Genomic DNA, 16,957 nt, shown 5'->3' with positions numbered 1-16,957 from the left:
CTCCTTCTACACGATCTCGATGAGGGGGTGGACGTGCGCGTACACGTCGCGGTCGAAGTCGCCCGCGACGGGCGCGGCCACGGCGGCGGCGCCCAGCGCCGCCGCCCGCCGCAGCCGCTCGGGCCACGGCGACCGTTCCACCAGGCCGAGCGCGAGCCCGGCCACCAGCGCGTCGCCGGCCCCCGTGGGGTTGCCTTCGACCTTGTACGGCATGCGCGCCCGCAGGACGCCCCCGGCGGTGACCGCCAGCAGGCCCGCCTCGCCCTGGGAGACGACGACGGCCTCGGCGCCCCGCTCGCGCAGCGCCTGGGCGCCTTCTTCGGGGGTGCCGTGCGGGACGGCCCTGGCCAGCTCCTCGGCGTTGGGCTTGACGACGGCGGGCCGGCCGCCGGGCGCGTGCCTGAGCGGCTCGCCGTCGGCGTCGACGATCGCCGGCACGCCGCGGGCGGCGGCGACGGCGGCGAGCCTGGCGTAGACGTCGGCGGGGACGCCCTGCGGCAGGCTCCCGGAGATGACCACCGCCCGCGCGCCGTCGAGCAGCGACTCATAGTGAGTCAGGAAATCTCCCAGCTCGTCCTCGGAGACCCGGGGCCCGGGCTCGTTGAACAGCGTCGCGCCGGAGGGCTGCGACACCGCGAGCGTGGTGCGCGACTCCCCGGCGATCGGCGCCAGCGCGGCGGGCAGCCCCGCCGCGCCCAGGTCGGCCTCGATCGCCCGGCCGGTCGGCCCGCCCGCCAGCCCGGTGACCAGCACCTCCTGCCCGAGCGCCGCGAGCACGCGGGCCACGTTGACGCCCTTGCCGCCCGCCCGCCGGTGCACGGCGGCCACCCGGTTGACCCCGTCCCACTCGACGGCGGGCACCTGGTAGGTCACGTCGAGGGCGGCGTTGAGCGTCACGGTGAGGATCATCGAGGCTCCGTGATCCAGACGCCGCGCTTCATCACTCCGGCCACCTCCAGCTCGTCGGTCAGCACCACCAGGTCGGCCGACTTGCCGACGGCGATCGAGCCGGCCCGGTCGGCCAGGCCGAGCACCCGGGCCGGCGTCAGCGAGGCGATCTGCGCCGCGTCGGGCAGCGACAGCCCCATGTCCTGGACGGCCCGCCGGAACGCCACGTCCATGGTCAGCGTGGAACCCGCGATCGAGCCGCCCTCGACCAGGCGGGCGACGCCGTCGAGGACGCGGACGCCCATCGGCCCGAGCCCGTACTCGCCGTCGCCGAGCCCGGCCGCCATCATCGCGTCGGTCACCAGCGCCGTGCGCCCCGGCCCGGCCACCTCGCAGGCCAGCCTCAGCATGGCCGGATGCACGTGGACGCCGTCGTTGATCAGCTCGACCGTGACCCGCTCGTCCTCCAGCAGGGCCGCGATCGGGCCCGGGTCGCGGTGGCCGAGCTGCGGCATCGCGTTGTAGAGGTGGGTGGCGACGGTGACGCCGGCCTCGATCGTCTCGCGGGTCAGGTCGTAGTCGGCGCTGGTGTGGCCGAGCGCCGCGATCACGCCCTCGGAGACGGCCAGCCTGATCGTGTCGAGCGCGCCGGGCAGCTCGGCGGCGATGGTCAGCATGCGCACGTGCCCGCGCCCGGCCTTGAGCAGCCCGGAGAACTCCTGCGGCGACGGCTCGCGCAGCAGCGCCGGGTTGTGCGCGCCGCAGCGCGACTTGGCGATGTAGGGGCCCTCGAAGTGGATGCCGGCCAGCAGGCCGTCGTCGCACAGGTCGGCCAGCGACGAGGCGGCGGCGGACAGCCGGTCGATCGAGTCGGTGACCAGGCTGGCCACCAGGGTCGTGGTGCCGTGGCGCTCGTGCAGCGCCACCGCCTCACGTGCTTCTTCCTGCTCGCCGGTCGGGAACGACCCGCCCGCGCCGCCGTGGTTGTGCATGTCGACGAAGCCGGGCACGACGTGCCGCCCGCCCAGGCTGTGACCCGGGCGGGGGGCGCTTCCGTGACCGACGTGCGTGATGCTGCCGTCTTCGATGGTCAGCCACCCCTCGTGCACTCCCTCGGGGGTCACGATGCGGGCGTCGGCGAGAGTAAGGCTCATGGAGAAAGGATCACAGATCGCGTGAGGTGCATGGGCTCGTCGGGGTTCAGTCCGCGGGCGAACGCGCGGGCCACCGCGACCCGCTGGGCCCGGATCAGCTCGGCCATCGGGTCGAGCCCGCTCTCCACGAACGTGCCGCCGGTGGCCTCGACCTGCGCGCGCAGGCCCTCGGGGGCGGTGCCGAGCATCCAGGTGACGCGGCCGGGCCCGGCGATGCTGATGGGGCCGTGGCGGTATTCCATCGCCGGGTACGCCTCCGTCCACGAGCGGGACGCCTCGCGCATCTTCAGCGCGGCCTCCTGGGCCAGGCCGACCGACCAGCCGGAGCCCAGGAACGTGAACTGCTCGGCGGCGACCAGCTCGTCCGGCAGCGGCTCGGCCAGGGCGAGCTCGGCGTCGGCGATGGCCTGGCTCAGGTCCTCGCCGAGGCTGGCGCGCAGCAGCGCGAGCTGGGTGGTGGCGAATCGGGTCTGCACGACCGACCGCTCGTCGGCGTAGTCGAGCACGACGAGCTCGTCGGCGGCGGTCCTGATCGGCGTCTCGGGGTCGGCGGTGATGGCCGTGGCCGGGATGTCGATCCGGTTGAGCAGGTCGAGCACCTCGGTGGTGGTGCCCGACCGGGTGAGCGCGAGCACGCGGTCGTAGCGCCGCCCGGCGGGGACCTCGGACGCGGCGAACGCGTCGGTCTCGCCCTGCCCGGCGCCTTCGCGCAGCGCGGCGTAGGCCATCGCGATGAACCAGGAGGTGCCGCAGCCGACGACGGCGACCCGCTCGCCCGGCTGGGGCAGCGCGCCCGCCGGGACGGCGGCGACGGCACGGCGCCAGCACTCGGGCTGGGACGCGATCTCGGCCTCGGTATGGGTGGACAACGCTTACCTCCGGATGTTCGTTTCTGCGTTGTTTATAGCAGAATAGAGCAGTAATGGACACCGGTGGCTCGGATCCCCGCGGCTGTGCCACGCTTGCCCCCTGACGGATCTGGCGAAGGGAGGCTGATCGTGTCCCGTTACGATCGGTGGAACGCGATTCTCGAGCTGCTCAGCCAGGAAGGCCGCCTGACCGTCGAGGAGGCGGCCCAGGCGCTCGACGTCTCCACCGCGACGATCCGCCGCGACTTCGACCAGCTCGCGCAGCAGCAGATGCTCATGCGCACGCGCGGCGGCGCGGTCGCCCAGAGCGTCAGCTACGACCTCCCGCTGCGCTACAAGACGGCCAGGCACGCCGACGAGAAACAGCGCATCGCCGCTGCCGCCGCCGAGCTCGTCCGGCCAGGCGCGGTCGTCGGCATGAACGGCGGCACCACCACCTCCGAGCTGGCCCGCACCCTCGCCACGCAGGCCACGCTGGAGTCGGGCTTCACGATCGTCACCAACGCGCTCAACATCGCCGCCGAGCTGACCGTGCGCCGCCACGTCAAGATCGTCGTCACGGGCGGGGTGGCCAGGCAGCAGTCCTACGAGCTGATCGGCCCGCTCGCCTCCGGGGTGCTCGACCAGGTGACGATGGACGTGGCCTTCCTCGGCGTCGACGGTCTGGACGTGACGCTGGGCGCGTCGGCGCATCACGAGGGTGAGGCGGCGGTCAACCATCAGCTCATCAGCCGGGCCGGGCACGTCGTGGTGGTGGCGGATTCCTCAAAAATCGGTAAGAGGGCATTTTCCCGTATCTGCCCCATCGAGCAGATCGACACGCTCGTCACCGACGCCCTGCTCCCCGACGACTCCGCCGCCGCCCTCACCGAAGCCGGCGTCAAGGTGATCCGCGCCTGACCACTGACCACCCCGGGGGCAGGTGATCCGGGGTTGAACGGGTAAGTATGGGATCAATGCAGCCCATACCCAGGGGGAGTCATGGCGGCGGGAAGGGGCGTGGCCCGGCTGGGGCCCGCCGAGCGCGGCGCGGCGCTGGAGACGATGGCCGCGCGCGAGCTGGACGTGGTCGTGGTCGGCGGCGGCGTGGTCGGCGCGGGCATCGCGCTCGACGCCGCCACGCGCGGCCTGGAGGTGGGCCTGGTCGAGGCCCGCGACTTCGCCTCGGGCACCTCCTCACGCTCGTCCAAGCTGATCCACGGCGGCCTGCGCTATCTCGAACAGCTCAACTTCGAGCTGGTCAGGGAGGCCCTTCAGGAGCGCGCCCTGCTGCTCCAGCGGATCGCCCCCCACCTGGTGCGGCCGGTGCCGTTCCTGTTCCCGATGACCCACTTCGGCTGGGAGCGCCCGTACGTGGGGGCCGGGGTGGCGCTCTACGACACGCTCGGGTTCGCCACCGGGCTGACCAGGGGCGTGCCGGGACACCGGCACCTGTCCAGGAGCCGGGCGCTGCGGCTGGCCCCGGCGCTCAAGCGCACCGCGTTCACCGGCGCCGTGCAGTACTGGGACGCGCAGGTCGACGACGCCCGGTACGTGATGACGATGCTGCGCACCGCCGCCACCTACGGCGCGCAGGTGGCGCCGCGCGCCCAGGCGGTCGGGTTCCTGCGCGAGGGCGAGCGGGTGACCGGGGTGCGGGTGCGCGACCTGGAGACCGGCGACGAGCTGGACGTGCGGGCGCAGCAGGTGGTCAACGCCACCGGCGTGTGGACCGACGACATCCAGGAGCTGGTGGGCGGGCGCGGGCAGATCCACGTGCGCGCGTCCAAGGGCATCCACCTGGTGGTGCCGCGTGACCGCATCCACTCCCTGACGGGGCTCATCCTGCGTACGGAGAAGTCCGTGCTGTTCGTGATCCCGTGGGGCAGGCACTGGATCATCGGCACCACCGACACCGAGTGGACGCTCGACAAGGCGCACCCGGCGGCGTCCCGGGCCGACATCGACTATCTGCTCGACCACGTCAACGCCGTCCTGTCGGTGCCGCTGACCAGGGACGACGTGGAGGGCGTCTACGCGGGGCTGCGCCCGCTGCTGTCGGGCGAGTCGGACGAGACGTCCAAGCTGTCGCGCGAGCACGTGGTGGCGCACCCGGTGCCGGGGCTGGTGATGATCGCGGGCGGCAAGTACACGACGTACCGGGTCATGGCCAAGGACGCCGTCGACGCCGTGGCGCACGGCCTGGACCAGCGGGTGCCGCGCTCGTGCACGGACCGGATCCCGCTGGCCGGGGCGGAGGGCTACCAGGCGCTGTGGAACGCCAGGCACCGGCTCGCGCACGAGTCGGGGCTGCACGTGGCCAGGATCGAGCACCTGCTCCAGCGCTACGGCTCGCTCATCGACGAGGTGCTGGAGCTGATCGACGAGGACCCGTCGCTGGCCAGGCCGCTGTCCGGGGCCGACGACTACCTGCGCGCCGAGGTGGTGCACGCCGCCACCCACGAGGGCGCCCGGCATCTCAACGACGTGCTGACACGCCGTACGCACATCTCGATCGAGACCTTCCACCGCGGCCTGGCGGTGGCGCAGGAGGCCGCCGAGCTGCTCGCCGGGCCGCTGGGCTGGGACGGCGAGCAGGTCAAGCGGGAGGTCGAGTACTTCACCAAGCGGGTGGAGGCCGAGCGGCTGTCGCAGGAGCAGGACACCGACCACGCGGCCGACGCGATCAGGCTGGGCGCGCCCGAGATCGTGCCGGTGGCCGCGCCCGAGCGGTCATGACCCGAGCGGGATCCAGCTCCGTTCGGCGAGCGTGGCGGCGTCGTTGACCTGGACTCCCGTGGCGGAGAACGTCCAGATGGCGTCACCGATGATCATCGAGCGCTGGATGCCCGGCTGGTAGGACTCGCCGCGCGGGGCCGGGTGCTCGATCAGCCCGACCTTGGCGATCTCCGTGTCGGTGATCTTCAGCACCATCGCGCCCGTCCGCTGGTCGCCCTCGGCGTAGCTGCTGAGCGGGATGACCGCGGTGCCGGTCTTGGGCCAGTAGAGGAACGCGTGCGGGTCCCATTCGGCCTCGGAGCCGGAGTTCTTCTGGAAGAACTGCGACAGCCTGGCCGGCTTGGCGGGGTCGGCCACGTCGAACAGCGAGACCTGGGTGCCGCGGGTGCGGCCCTCCTCGCTCGCCTCCTGGCCGATGCCGATCAGCCGGCCGTCGCCCGCCGGGTGCAGGTACGCCGAGTAGCCGGTGATCTTCAGCTCGCCGGTGACCTTGGGGGCGGCCGGGTCGCGCAGGTCCAGCGTGTAGAGCGGGTCCACCTGGCGGAAGGTGACGACGTAGCCGACCGGGCCGATGAACCTGACGGAGTAGATGCGCTCGCCGCCGCCCAGGCCGCCGACCTTGCCGACCTCGGCCAGTGTCGCGGCGTCGAGCACGTGCACGCTGCTGGAGCTCGTCTTGGCGTCGGCCGAGTTGAGCGTGGTGGCCACGCGCAGGCGGCCCTCGTGCTCGGAGAGCGAATACTGGTTGAGCAGCCGGCCGGGCACCTTCCCGGAGGCCACGTACGCGGGGGCGCCGGGGCCGCCGGTGTCGAAGCGGTGCACCTCGGTCTCCTCCGGCGGCAGCTTCGGCTCCGTGGGCGTCGGCTCGTCGGCGGGCGGCACCGGGGTGTCGCTGAGGGCGACGGCGATGGGCGACCACCAGCGCGGGTTGCTGGCCACGTACAGGCTGCGGCCGGTGCCGTACACGATGTCGCCGTCGGCGGCGAGGCTGATCGGGTCGGTGCCGGCGGCGGTGAGCCCCTGCGCGAGGTCGAGCGTGTGCACGGTCAGCAGCGAGGTGCCGGTGTAGTCGTCCGGGTGGCTGACCCGTTCGCACGGCACCCGCTTCTTGGTCGTGGCCCCGGCGGCGTCGGTGATCTCGATCTCGGGCAGCCAGGCGTCGGCCGGGGCCTGGCGGATCGCCTGCTGGTTGACCTTGGTCCGCTCGGCCTCCGGCATGGTGTCCTTGGGCTGCGGGAACGTGATGTCGGGCTGGCTGCGGGTGATCAGCCGGACGGTCGAGCCGACCATGCGGGCGTCGACGTGGGAGCCCTCCGGCGTGACCGAGCCGAGGACCTTCGGCTGCCCGGCCAGGTCCACGAGCACGTAGCGGGTGTCGCCGACGGGGGCGAAGCCGCGGTAGAGGGCCGGGCCGCCCTGGAACATCACCAGCGCCCGGTCGCCGGAGACGAGCAGGCTGCTGGGCGCGTAGCCGCGCTCCTCGGTGTCGGCCAGGTCGAGCGTGGCGGTGACCTTCCTGGTCGCGGTGTCGATGACGCGCAGGGTGCCGCCGTTGACGGTGAAGACGCGATCGCCGTCGGTCTTGACCAGGTCCGGCTCGTCCACGCCCGCCTCGTGCACGTTCGTGGTGGAGTGGTCGGGGGTCTGGGCGACGTCGCTCTCCTGGGTGACCGCCGCCCGGTCCTCCGCCTTGAACATGACGGGTCCGCCGCCGAAGCCCCACGGGCCGACGTTCTCGGCGGCCTTCTCGCGCAGGCCGGCGAGCAGGTCGTCGCAGCCGCTGTAGGCGACCAGGCGGACGGCTCCCAGCCGCGTCTTCTCGACGGTCGGCGGGCCGGCCGGGGTGGGGGTGGTGCAGGCGGCCAGGGCCGTCGCGAGGGCCGCGACGGCGATGACCGGGCGGATCGGGGTCTTCATGACCTCCTTCACGGATCGGACGCCCGGCCGGTTCACGGGTCAGCGGGGATTGACCGTGTAGATCGGGCTGAAATCGACGTCTTCGGCGATGTCGAGCAGCTTGCGCACCAGCTTGCCCCGGAAGTCGACCACCTGGACCGCGTCCCTGGCCTCGTTGTCCTGCTCCCAGCAGTAGAGGTGCTTCTCGTCGTACCAGCCGAGGACCTTGTCGCAGTCGGAGGTGAAGGCGCGCGAGCGCTTGCCCGTCCTGGAGTCCCACACGCAGTGGTCGCCGTCGCCGCCGCCGGGGCAGTTGGTGACGAACAGCGCGCCCGAGGGGGAGAACATGGCCGACGTGCCCGACGCGAGTTCGCCGATGCGGGGGACGTCGCGCAGCTTCCTGCCGGCGGCGTCGTAGAAGCGCAGGCCCTTGTTCTTGCCGCCGTAGACGTTGACCGCGCCCCGCTCCTCGCCGTCCCAGCCGAAGCCGGTCTCGCGGACCTGCCTGTCACGCACCAGCGACAGCTTGGGGAACCGGCCGGCGACGTCGACGACGGCGAAGCCGATGTAGTACCACTCGTCGCCGGTCTCCTCCTCGATGTTGAGCAGGATCTTGGTGCCGTCCTGGGACCACGACCGGATCGTGCTCTCCAGTGGCGCCTTCACCGTCGTGACCGTGGTCTTCTCGCCGGTCTTCTGGTCGATGATGTCGATGTAGTCGTAGCTGTCAGAGTTGAACTCCTTGCCGCGCGCCGCCAGGTAGCGGCCGTCGGGGGAGACCATCGACTCCTTGTTGCGCGGATATTTGGCGAATTTTCCGCGTAACGACTTTCTCGCGTAGTCCGTCCACTCCTTGCCCGACTCGTTGTAGACCTCGTACGAGGTGAGCGTGATCGCGTCGGACGGGTGCTCGTAGACCGTCGCCGAGGCGCCCGGCAGCGCCCTGGCCGTGCCCCTGGCCGGGACCGCCGTGACCGCCGTGCGCTCCGGCGCCGGCGGGTCAGTGGTCCGGGCGGAGCCGGACCGGCCGGGGGAGGGCGACTGCGTGGCGGCCACCGTGGCCCTGTCGAGCCGGATGATCGTTACGATGCCGGCCAGCAGCAGCAGCGCGCAGCCCAGCGTCACCCCCATGATCAGCGCCGTCCTGGACGAGCGGCGGCGTGGCTGCGGACGGCCGCTCGGATGGGTGACCGGCTGGTAGGGGCCCGGCGGCGCCCACGGCTGCGCATGCTGAGGGGCGGGGGCGGGGGAGGGGGCGTGGACCGGGCCGGCGGCCGAGGCCGCCGAGCCCTGCGCGAGGATGCCGGACCCCGGCGCCATCGGCCGCTGGAGCAGCCGCATGATCACCTGCTCGGCGGTGGGCCGCTGCGCCGGGTCCTTGCTCAGGCAGGCCAGCACGACCTCGCGCAGCGTGCCGTCGAGCTCGATGAGGTCGGGCGGCTGGTTGAGCACCCGGTTGATCACCGCGGGCATGGTGTCGCTGCCGAACGGGGCCCGCCCCGACGCGGCGTAGGCCATCGTGCCCGCCCACGAGAACATGTCGGCCGCCGGGCCCACCTGGTGTCCCAGGACCTGCTCCGGCGGCATGTAGGACGGCGTGCCGACCGGCATGTTGCTGATCGTCGAGGTCGCGTCGAGCGCCCGCGCGATGCCGAAGTCGATCACCCGGGGCCCGTCGGCGCCCAGGATGACGTTGGCCGGCTTGAAGTCGCGGTGCACGATCCCGGCCTGGTGGATCGCGGCCAGCGCGGTCGCGGTGCCGATGGCCAGCCGGTGCAGCGCCGACCCGGCGCGCGGCCCCTCCTGCTGGACGACCCGCTGGAGCGACGGGCCCTCGATGAACTCGCTGACGATGTAGGGCCTGTCGTGCTCGACGCCGGTGCCGAGGACCGCCGCGGTGCAGAACGGCGCCACCTGCTGGGCCACCTGGACCTCGCGCAGGAACCGCCCGACGCTCACCTCGTCGCCGGCGGACTCGGGGCGCAGCCACTTGACCGCGACCTGGGTGCCCGAGGGGTCCCTGGCCAGGAAGACCTCGCCCTGCCCGCCCTCGCCCAGACGGCCCAGCAGCTCCAGTCCGCCGATGCTGGGCGGGTCTCCGGCTCTGAGTGGCGCTATGTCTGGCATGAACGAATTCTGTCCCAGGTCAGGAGAGGGCAAAAACTACCCGCCGGTAGGTTCACCGAATATCCTTTCGCCATGCACCTGACGACCAGCGGCGGCACCCAGCGGATCACTGCCCCCTTCACCGGTGAGACCCTCGCCGAGCTGAGCCTGTCCGGCGCCGACGACGTGCGCGAGGCGTACCGGCGGGCCAGGGAGGCGCAGGCGGAGTGGGCGGCGCGGCCGGTCGCCGAGCGGGCGCGGCCGTTCCTGCTGCTGCACGACGCCCTGCTGGACCGGCGCGACGAGATCCTCGACCTGCTCCAGGACGAGACCGGCAAGGCCCGCAAGCACGCCTTCGAGGAGGTGCTCGACGTCGCCGGCTGCACGCTCTACTACGCGCGCCGCGCCGCCGGGCTGCTCGCGCCGCAGCGGCGCAAAGGCATCTTCCCCGTCGCGACGAGGGTCGCCGAGCTGCGCCGGCCCAAGGGCGTGGTCGCGCTGATCACCCCGTGGAACTACCCGCTGGCCCTCGGCGTCACCGACGCGGTGCCCGCGCTGCTGGCCGGCAACGCGCTGGTGCACAAGCCCGACACGCAGACCGCGCTGTCCACCCGGTGGGCCGTCGACCTGCTCGTGGAGCTCGGCATGCCGCGCGAGATCTGGCAGATCGTGCTCGGTGAGCCCGACGTCATCGGTGACGCGCTGTTCGACGGCGCCGACTACGTGGCCTTCACCGGCTCCACGCGCGGCGGCAGGAAGGTCGCCGAGAAGGCGGCCAAGCGGCTCATCGGCTGCTCGCTGGAGCTGGGCGGCAAGAACCCGATGGTGGTCCTCGACGACGCCGACCTGGACCAGGCCGTGCTCGGCGCGGTGCGGGCGAGCTTCGCCAACGCCGGGCAGTTCTGCATGTCGATCGAGCGGATCTACGTGCCCTCGTCCATGTTCGAGGCGTTCGCCTCCCGGTTCGCCCGGCAGGTCGGCAACCTGAAGGTGGGGCCGGGGCGCGACTGGTCGGTCCAGATGGGCTCGCTCACCTTCCGGCGGCAGCTCGACGCGGTCGCCGCGCACGTCGACGACGCGGTGGCGCGCGGCGCGACCGTGCTGGCCGGCGGCCGGGCCAGGCCCGACCTCGGGCCGCTGTTCTACGAGCCGACCGTGCTGACCGGCGTCACCGAGGACATGGAGCTGTGCCGCAACGAGACGTTCGGCCCGGTGGTCGCGCTCTACCCGTACGACACCGAGGACCAGGCGGTCGAGCTGGCCAACGACACCGTCTACGGGCTGAACGCCGCCGTGTGGACCGGCGACCCGGCGCGCGGCCGCGCGTTCGCCGCCCGCCTCGACGCGGGCACGGTCAACATCAACGAGGGGTACGGGGCCGCGTACGCCTCCTATGACGCGCCGATGGGCGGGATGAAGGCGTCCGGCCTGGGGCGCAGGCACGGCGCCGAGGGGCTGCTGCGCTACACCGAGGCGCAGACCGTGGCCTCGCAGGCGAGCTGGCTGGGGTTCGAGCCGCCGTTCGACCTGACGTACGAGAAGTGGTCCGAGGTGCTGGTGACGACGCTCAAGACGATGAAGAGGCTGCGGCTGAAGTGAGTTTGACGGGGGCAGTCGGCGTTTGTTAACCCTGGAAGAGTCTTTTGACTCTTTTGGGGGATTCATGGTGTTCAAAAGAACGATGACCGCTTCGCTCGCGGGGGTGGCCGTCCTGGCGCTGCACCTGGCCACGCCCACGGCGGCCGGCGCGGCGGCGTACGGCTGCAGCGGCACGCTCGTCGGGAGCTGGAAGGTGCCGATGAAGGACGCGCTCGACGGCTCCACCTACTACCGCAGCGACGTCAAGCTTTACTACGACGCGAGCACGGGGTGGAACTGCGCGGCCCTGGTCAAGCGCAAGGGCGCCCGCTACGGCGAGAAGACGCCCATGTGGCTGGAGATGTACAACTCCCGCTGGGCCGAGGACAACTGGAAGAACAACTACGACGAGGACCAGGGCCGCTTCAAGTACTACGCGGGCCCGGTCAAGGTCTACGGCAAGAACCTGTGCGTGAGCGTCCGCGCCCGCCACGGCGACCACACCGGTCCCGGCACCGACTACAACGGCAGGCTCGACCTGACCGGCGTCGCCTGCCGCTGACTCACAGGGCCGCTATCTCGTCCAGCAGCGCCACGAGCGCGCGGTCGTCCGTCGCCGGGGACATCACGGTGATCCTCAGGTGGCGGACGCCGTCCAGCTCGGTGGAGCTCAGGTGGAAGGAGCCGCCGCGCATCAGCCGCTCCCGGATCGCCGCCTGGTCGCCGTCGCCGTGGCGGAAGCAGACGATGTTGCTCTGCGGCTCGTACGGCGCCGTGAAGCCGGGCCGGTCGCGGGCCAGCTCCCAGAACCGGTGCGCGGTGTCGTACCGCCCGGCCACGTACTCGCCCAGGCCGCGCTCGCCGCGCCAGGCCAGGTTCAGGAAGATCTTCAGCCCGAGCTCGGCCTTGGTGCACTCGACCGTGCGGGTGATGAGGTCGAAGCCCTGGTCGCCGTAGAAGAGGTAGCTGGCCTCCTGCTTGAAGGCGGCGTCCAGGTCGGCCTCGCGCCGCACGAGCACGGCGGCGGCCAGTGACGAGGTGCGCAGCATCTTGTGCGCGTCCCAGACGACCGAGTCGGCCAGCTCGATCCCGTCGAGCAGGTGCGCGTGGCGGTCCGACAGCAGGGCCGAGGCGCCGTGCGCGGCGTCCACGTGGAACCAGACGCCGTGCTCGCGGCACCAGGCGCCGATGGCGCGCAGGTCGTCGTACAGGCCGGTGCCGGTGGCGCAGGCCGACGCGACCAGGGCCATCACCCTCTTGCCGGAGAGGTCGGGCAGCTTGGCGGGGTCGATCCGCCCCAGCGCGTCCGTCTCCAGCGGGACCAGCGCCCGCTGCCCCAGCCCGAGGATCGACGCCGCCCGCGCGATCGAGTAGTGCGCCGCCGGCGGGGCCAGGATCACCAGGTCGCCCGGCACGCCGTCGTCCCAGGCGTCCGGAACCGCCCGCGCCCGCGCCGCCAGCAGCGCGGTCAGGTTCGCCAGCGAGCCGCCGTGCGTCAGCACGCCGCCGCCCGCCGGGAAGCCCACCTTGCCCAGCATCCAGCGCAGCACCTCGAACTCCACCGTGGCCGCCGCCGCGCCCATCTCGTAGACGGCCATCGGGTTGTTCGTGGCGCCGTGTATGAAGTCGGCGAGCGCGGCCGGGAAGTCCGGCGAGGCGACCTGATGGGCGAGAAAGCCGGGATGGTGAAGCCTGGTGCCCTCCTCCAGGAACGTCCGCAGGAAGCCCCGGTAGGCGTCGGGCGTCAGCCCGCCCTTCACGATCAGGTCCCGCAGGCCCAGCCGCTCGGCCAGCTCGCGTGGCGGCGTGCGCCGCAGCACCGGGGCCTCGCCCCGCTGGCTCACGTCGACGTACGCGGCCAGCTCGCCGACCGTGATGCCGGCCGCTTCGGTGAACTCCTCAATGTTCCACATATTTCGGGATATTGATGACTTCGTCGGTCTACAGCTAGCCTGACCGAATCGAAGGGCGGCATCCATGCAGAACGCCGAACTGGATACGGTCGATCTGGCGATCCTCGCCGAATTGCAGAGGGACGCGCGGCTGCCCAACAAGGATCTGGCCGCGCGGCTCGGCGTCGCGCCCTCCACCGCGCTCGAACGGGTCCGCTCGTTGCGCCGCCGGGGCATCATCACCGGGTTCCGCGCCTCGGTCGACACCGCCAGGCTCGGCCGCCCGCTCCAGGCGCTGCTCGCGCTGCGGGTGCGCCCGCACACCAGCCAGCTCGTGGACCCGTTGCGCTCGTTCGTGCTCGGCCTGCCGGAGACGATCACGCTCTTCCACGTGGCGGGCGCGGAGGACTTCCTGGTGCACGTGGCCGTGGCCGACGCCGACCACCTGCACCGGCTCTGCCTGGAACGGTTCCTGATCCGGCCGGAGATCGTCCACCTGCACACCACGCTGATCTTCAAGGCCGAGCATCAGCCGATCCAGCGGCCGTCCGATATGTAACATTCATCCCCATGACCCTCCGGATCACGACGCTGGCCGAGCGTCCCGAGTTCGCCGAGTCGCTGTGGAACATGGACAGCTCCTGGCAGGAGTTCGTGCTGAACGACCCCATCGCGGACCTCTACTACGGGATCTGCGTGCGCGCCTACCCGGACTACGTCCTGGTGGCCGACAGCGACGAGGAGCCGGGGCGGCTGGCGGCGCGGGGCTGCATGGTGCCGTTCGCGCTCGGCGAGTCCGCCGAGCTGCCCGACGACGGCTGGGACGGCGTGATCCGGCGCGCCTGGCTGGGCCGCGAGCGCGGCACGACGCCCACCCGGATCTCCGCCCTGGAGATCACCGTCCGCAGCGACCTGCTCGGCACCGGCCTGTCCCCGCGCATGGTCGCCGCCATGCGCAGGCACGCCGCCGAACGCGGCTTCACCGAGCTCGTCGCCCCCGTGCGGCCCAACCGGAAGCACCTCGAACCGCACACCCCCATGTCCGAGTACGCCTTCCGCACCCGCCCCGACGGCCTCCCGTACGACGCCTGGCTGCGTGTCCACGTACGTGCCGGCGGGAAGATCGTCAAGGTGGCGCCGCGCTCGATGGTCGTCCCGGGCACGCTCGCCGAGTGGCGCGGCTGGACCGGCCTGCCGTTCGACCGCACCGGCGCGATCGAGGTCCCCGGCGCGCTGAGCCCCGTCCACTGCGTCGTGGAGCAGGACTACGCCGTCTACGTCGAGCCGAACGTCTGGGTCAGCCACCCATTGGGGTGAGTCCCGTACGGTCGCGCAGGCGCTCCTCGAAGCCCCGGACGTCCAGGCCCTTGGCGGCGGCCCACCCGTCGTCATGAAAAGTCGCCAGATGCCGCTCCTGGGCGTCGCCGAGCACCGACACCACCGTCCCGCTCTCGCCCCGCCCGCGCATCCGCTCCGCCAGCTCCAGCGCCGCCCACAGCGCCGTGCCCGACGACCCGCCCACCGGCAGCCCGGTCACCTCGCGGATGAGCCGCGCCGCCGCCACGCTCGCCGCGTCGGGCACCGGGATGACCAGGTCGACGAGGTCGGGCCGGAACCCCGGCTCGATCCTGGGCCGCCCGATCCCCTCGATCCGCGACGGCATCCCGGTGGCGTAGTCGGGCACGTCCAGCGTCCATCCGGGGAAATAGGCGGAGTTCTCCGGATCCGCCACGGCCACCCGGGGCCCCTCGCCCCCGGCGCTCTCCCGGCGCACGCGGCCCAGCGTCGCCGACGTGGCGCCCGTCCCGGCCCCCACCACCACCCAGTCCGGACGTACCTGGGCGCACAGCTCGGTGGCGAGGTCATGCTCGGCGGCCCGCCCGAACTGGTCGAGGAAGTGCCCCGGCACCTCCCGCGCCACGTCGTAGATCGCCGCGGGCGGCGACACGAACCGGCACTCCCCGCCGAGCTCCTCCACCGGCCGCGCCCGCTCCTCCGACCGCTTCCCCGGCATGATCACCACGTACGGCAGCGCGAGCCGCCGGGCGAACCATGCCTGCGCCACGGCGGCGTTCCCGCCCGTGGCCTCCACCACGGTCGTCCCCCGGGTGATCAGCCCGTCGAGCACCCCCTGCCGGAACAGCGCGCGGGCATGCCGGTGCCGCAGGCTCCCGGTCGGCTGCGCGGACTCGTCCTTGAGCAGCAGGCGAACCCCCGGCGTCCCGGCGGGGAACTCGATCAGCGGTGTGGGCGGCCCCGCCTGCAACAGGTCGAGCGCCCGGACATCCCAGCTCACGTCCACCATGTGCCCCGTCGGCGGATGTTCATCCGGCTTGTCCTCCCTTATCCTCCCGAGTCATGACCGAACTCCAGCCCAGACTCCGCGCGATCACCGATCTGATCATGGCCGAAGCCCGGGAGGCCAGCGGCAGGCACGAGTACGACGGCGCCGTCCAGGACCTGTCGCCCGAGGGCGTCCGCGCCGGGCTGGCCCGCCTTGGCCAGGGCGACGCCCCCGCCGACCCGTACGACGCGCGGCACCTGGGCGTGTTCGAGGAGAGCCTGCGCGTCCAGCTCGGCGAGCTGGAGCTGCACCGCAAGAACCCGCTCATCCACCTGTCCAACCTCGACCTGGCCTGCTACGACCGCGACTACGCCCCCGAGGCCGAACGCGCCGCCGCCAGGGCCGCTCACCTCGCGCTGTGGCCCGAGGCCGTCTCTCACGCGATCGCCTCCCTCGACCAGGTCAGCGCCCCCGTCGCGCGCTCCCTGCTCGGCGCCGTCAAGGGCCTGGCCGCCGGCGTCACCCACGAGGCCGCCCTGAAGGCCCACGCCGACCTCGTCGCGCACGTCGAGCGCGCCGCCGGGACCGGCGACCCCGACGCCGCGCTCGGCGGCCCCGCCCTGGCCCGCCTGATGGGCGCCGCCGAGGGCCTGGACGTGGACCTGGGCAAGCTCGCCGAACGCGCCGACGCCGAACGCGACAGGCTGCTCGCCCGGCTCGCCGACGCCTGCGCCCGCCTCAGCCAGGCCGGCCGCCCGCCGCTCGACGTCGTACGCGAGCTCGTCAAGCAGCACCCCGACGCCGACGGCGTGATCGAGGCGGCCAGGATCGGCACCGAGAAGGCGATCGCGTTCACCCGCGAGAAGGACCTCGTGCCCTACCACGACGGCGAGTGCCTGGTCGGCCTGGCGCCCGAGTCGCGCCGGTGGGCGATGGCGATGATGTCGTGGAACGCCCCCGGCGAGCCCGCGGGCCCCTCCTGGTACCACATCACCCCGCCCGACCCGTCCTGGCCGGCCCGGGACGCGGAGGAGTGGCTGGAGGTCTTCAGCGACACCACGCTGCCCGCCATCAACGTGCACGAGGTCGCGCCCGGCCACTTCTCCCACGGCCTGGCCCTGCGCGCCGCCGGCTCCAACGTCAGGCGGCTGCTGCAGTCGCTGTCGTTCATCGAGGGCTGGGCCCACTACGCCGAGGAGCTCTGCGTCGAGGAGGGCTTCGAGGCCGAGGACCCGCGCTTCGAGATCGGCGTCTGGGTGGAGGCGCTCATCCGCGTCACCCGGCTCGCCTGCGCGATCGGCGTGCACACCGGCGCCATGACCGTGGAGGACGCCGCCGCGCGCTTCGAGGCCGACACCCACCTCGCCGGGCCCGCCGCGCTGTCGGAGGCCCGCCGCGCCTCGTTCGACCCGACCTACGGCCGCTACACCTGGGGCAAGCTGGTCATCCTCGACCTGCGGGAGCGGGCGCGGCAGGAGTGGGGCGCCGCCTTCACGCTGCAGCGCTTCCACAAGGCGATGTTCGATCTCGGCTCGCCGCCGCTGGGCCTCCTCGACGCCATTCTCTGAGGCC

The 16,957-nt window shown here is 72.6% G+C and carries 14 protein-coding genes; 7 read left to right on the top strand and 7 right to left on the bottom strand.

The genetic code is table 11. The features are described from left to right. Window positions 1–6: 6 nt before the first annotated feature. The 3 genes from AB0J53_RS18895 to AB0J53_RS18885 are packed head-to-tail and all read right to left on the bottom strand — an operon-like array spanning window position 7 to window position 2,911. Entirely contained in the window at window positions 7–909 is a 903-nt protein-coding gene (locus tag AB0J53_RS18895; RefSeq protein WP_364173681.1) for a 1-phosphofructokinase family hexose kinase, read from the bottom strand. Continuing rightward, entirely contained in the window at window positions 906–2,042 is a 1,137-nt protein-coding gene (nagA, locus tag AB0J53_RS18890) for an N-acetylglucosamine-6-phosphate deacetylase (RefSeq protein ID WP_219500527.1), read from the bottom strand. Before nagA ends, AB0J53_RS18895 begins: the two co-directional genes overlap by 4 nt. After that, complete coding sequence (locus tag AB0J53_RS18885) at window positions 2,039–2,911, bottom strand: sugar isomerase (protein ID WP_364173676.1); 873 nt, start codon at window positions 2,909–2,911, stop codon at window positions 2,039–2,041. Before AB0J53_RS18885 ends, nagA begins: the two co-directional genes overlap by 4 nt. Window positions 2,912–3,040: 129 nt before the next feature. Between AB0J53_RS18885 and AB0J53_RS18880 the strand changes: the two genes are divergently transcribed. Both AB0J53_RS18880 and AB0J53_RS18875 read left to right on the top strand, forming a co-directional pair. Next, window positions 3,041–3,811, top strand: coding sequence for a DeoR/GlpR family DNA-binding transcription regulator (locus AB0J53_RS18880; protein WP_219500531.1), 771 nt, complete (start codon window positions 3,041–3,043; stop codon window positions 3,809–3,811). An 81-nt stretch (window positions 3,812–3,892) separates the two neighbouring features. Further along, window positions 3,893–5,629, top strand: coding sequence for a glycerol-3-phosphate dehydrogenase/oxidase (locus AB0J53_RS18875; RefSeq protein ID WP_219500533.1), 1,737 nt, complete (start codon window positions 3,893–3,895; stop codon window positions 5,627–5,629). On the opposite strand, the gene AB0J53_RS18870 is transcribed toward AB0J53_RS18875, so the two are convergent. Both AB0J53_RS18870 and AB0J53_RS18865 read right to left on the bottom strand, forming a co-directional pair. After that, a complete protein-coding gene (locus AB0J53_RS18870; RefSeq protein WP_364173673.1) occupies window positions 5,624–7,546 on the bottom strand; it encodes a beta-propeller domain-containing protein in 1,923 nt (640 codons plus the stop codon). The two genes, AB0J53_RS18875 and AB0J53_RS18870, sit on opposite strands and share 6 nt — an antisense overlap. Before the next feature lie 39 nt (window positions 7,547–7,585). Further along, complete coding sequence (locus AB0J53_RS18865; RefSeq protein WP_364173670.1) at window positions 7,586–9,652, bottom strand: WD40 repeat domain-containing serine/threonine protein kinase; 2,067 nt, start codon at window positions 9,650–9,652, stop codon at window positions 7,586–7,588. 72 nt (window positions 9,653–9,724) lie between these two features. On the opposite strand from AB0J53_RS18865, the gene AB0J53_RS18860 reads away from it, so the two are divergent. Next, a complete protein-coding gene (locus AB0J53_RS18860) occupies window positions 9,725–11,230 on the top strand; it encodes a succinic semialdehyde dehydrogenase (protein WP_364173667.1) in 1,506 nt (501 codons plus the stop codon). 82 nt (window positions 11,231–11,312) lie between these two features. Continuing rightward, the gene (locus AB0J53_RS18855; protein WP_364173664.1) at window positions 11,313–11,771 is read left to right on the top strand and encodes a hypothetical protein; all 459 of its coding nucleotides are present in this window, start codon (window positions 11,313–11,315) and stop codon (window positions 11,769–11,771) included. A gap of 1 nt (window position 11,772) precedes the next feature. Here the strand turns inward: AB0J53_RS18855 and AB0J53_RS18850 are convergent, their stop codons facing one another. Further along, window positions 11,773–13,122: a pyridoxal-dependent decarboxylase gene (locus AB0J53_RS18850; protein WP_364173662.1), complete on the bottom strand. Its 1,350-nt coding sequence runs from the start codon at window positions 13,120–13,122 to the stop codon at window positions 11,773–11,775. 64 nt (window positions 13,123–13,186) lie between these two features. Between AB0J53_RS18850 and AB0J53_RS18845 the strand changes: the two genes are divergently transcribed. Together AB0J53_RS18845 and AB0J53_RS18840 are read left to right on the top strand one after the other, a co-directional pair. Next, window positions 13,187–13,660, top strand: coding sequence for an Lrp/AsnC family transcriptional regulator (locus AB0J53_RS18845; RefSeq protein WP_219500543.1), 474 nt, complete (start codon window positions 13,187–13,189; stop codon window positions 13,658–13,660). An 11-nt stretch (window positions 13,661–13,671) separates the two neighbouring features. Further along, complete coding sequence (locus AB0J53_RS18840) at window positions 13,672–14,418, top strand: N-acetyltransferase (RefSeq protein WP_219500545.1); 747 nt, start codon at window positions 13,672–13,674, stop codon at window positions 14,416–14,418. Here the strand turns inward: AB0J53_RS18840 and AB0J53_RS18835 are convergent. Then, a complete protein-coding gene (locus AB0J53_RS18835; protein WP_364173657.1) occupies window positions 14,399–15,397 on the bottom strand; it encodes a pyridoxal-phosphate dependent enzyme in 999 nt (332 codons plus the stop codon). The two genes, AB0J53_RS18840 and AB0J53_RS18835, sit on opposite strands and share 20 nt — an antisense overlap. Window positions 15,398–15,459: 62 nt before the next feature. Here AB0J53_RS18835 and AB0J53_RS18830 point away from each other — a divergent pair, with 62 nt between their 5' ends. Beyond that, window positions 15,460–16,953 (top strand): DUF885 family protein, encoded by a 1,494-nt coding sequence (locus AB0J53_RS18830; RefSeq protein ID WP_364173654.1) that lies wholly within the window; start codon window positions 15,460–15,462, stop codon window positions 16,951–16,953. Window positions 16,954–16,957 lie beyond the last annotated feature (4 nt).

The sequence above is a fragment of the Nonomuraea sp. NPDC049725 genome (assembly GCF_040674795.1).
GTDB classification, from domain to species: domain Bacteria; phylum Actinomycetota; class Actinomycetes; order Streptosporangiales; family Streptosporangiaceae; genus Nonomuraea; species Nonomuraea ceibae.
This window is presented reverse-complemented; position numbering and strand designations above follow the sequence as displayed.

Coding starts and splice junctions, on each gene's coding strand:
- AB0J53_RS18895 (WP_364173681.1), bottom strand. CDS start 909: ATGATCCTCACCGTGACGCTCAACGCCGCCCTCGACGTGACCTACCAG.
- nagA (WP_219500527.1), bottom strand. CDS start 2,042: ATGAGCCTTACTCTCGCCGACGCCCGCATCGTGACCCCCGAGGGAGTG.
- AB0J53_RS18875 (WP_219500533.1), top strand. CDS start 3,893: ATGGCGGCGGGAAGGGGCGTGGCCCGGCTGGGGCCCGCCGAGCGCGGC.
- AB0J53_RS18870 (WP_364173673.1), bottom strand. CDS start 7,546: ATGAAGACCCCGATCCGCCCGGTCATCGCCGTCGCGGCCCTCGCGACG.
- AB0J53_RS18865 (WP_364173670.1), bottom strand. CDS start 9,652: ATGCCAGACATAGCGCCACTCAGAGCCGGAGACCCGCCCAGCATCGGC.
- AB0J53_RS18860 (WP_364173667.1), top strand. CDS start 9,725: ATGCACCTGACGACCAGCGGCGGCACCCAGCGGATCACTGCCCCCTTC.
- AB0J53_RS18855 (WP_364173664.1), top strand. CDS start 11,313: ATGACCGCTTCGCTCGCGGGGGTGGCCGTCCTGGCGCTGCACCTGGCC.
- AB0J53_RS18850 (WP_364173662.1), bottom strand. CDS start 13,122: ATGTGGAACATTGAGGAGTTCACCGAAGCGGCCGGCATCACGGTCGGC.
- AB0J53_RS18845 (WP_219500543.1), top strand. CDS start 13,187: ATGCAGAACGCCGAACTGGATACGGTCGATCTGGCGATCCTCGCCGAA.
- AB0J53_RS18840 (WP_219500545.1), top strand. CDS start 13,672: ATGACCCTCCGGATCACGACGCTGGCCGAGCGTCCCGAGTTCGCCGAG.
- AB0J53_RS18830 (WP_364173654.1), top strand. CDS start 15,460: ATGACCGAACTCCAGCCCAGACTCCGCGCGATCACCGATCTGATCATG.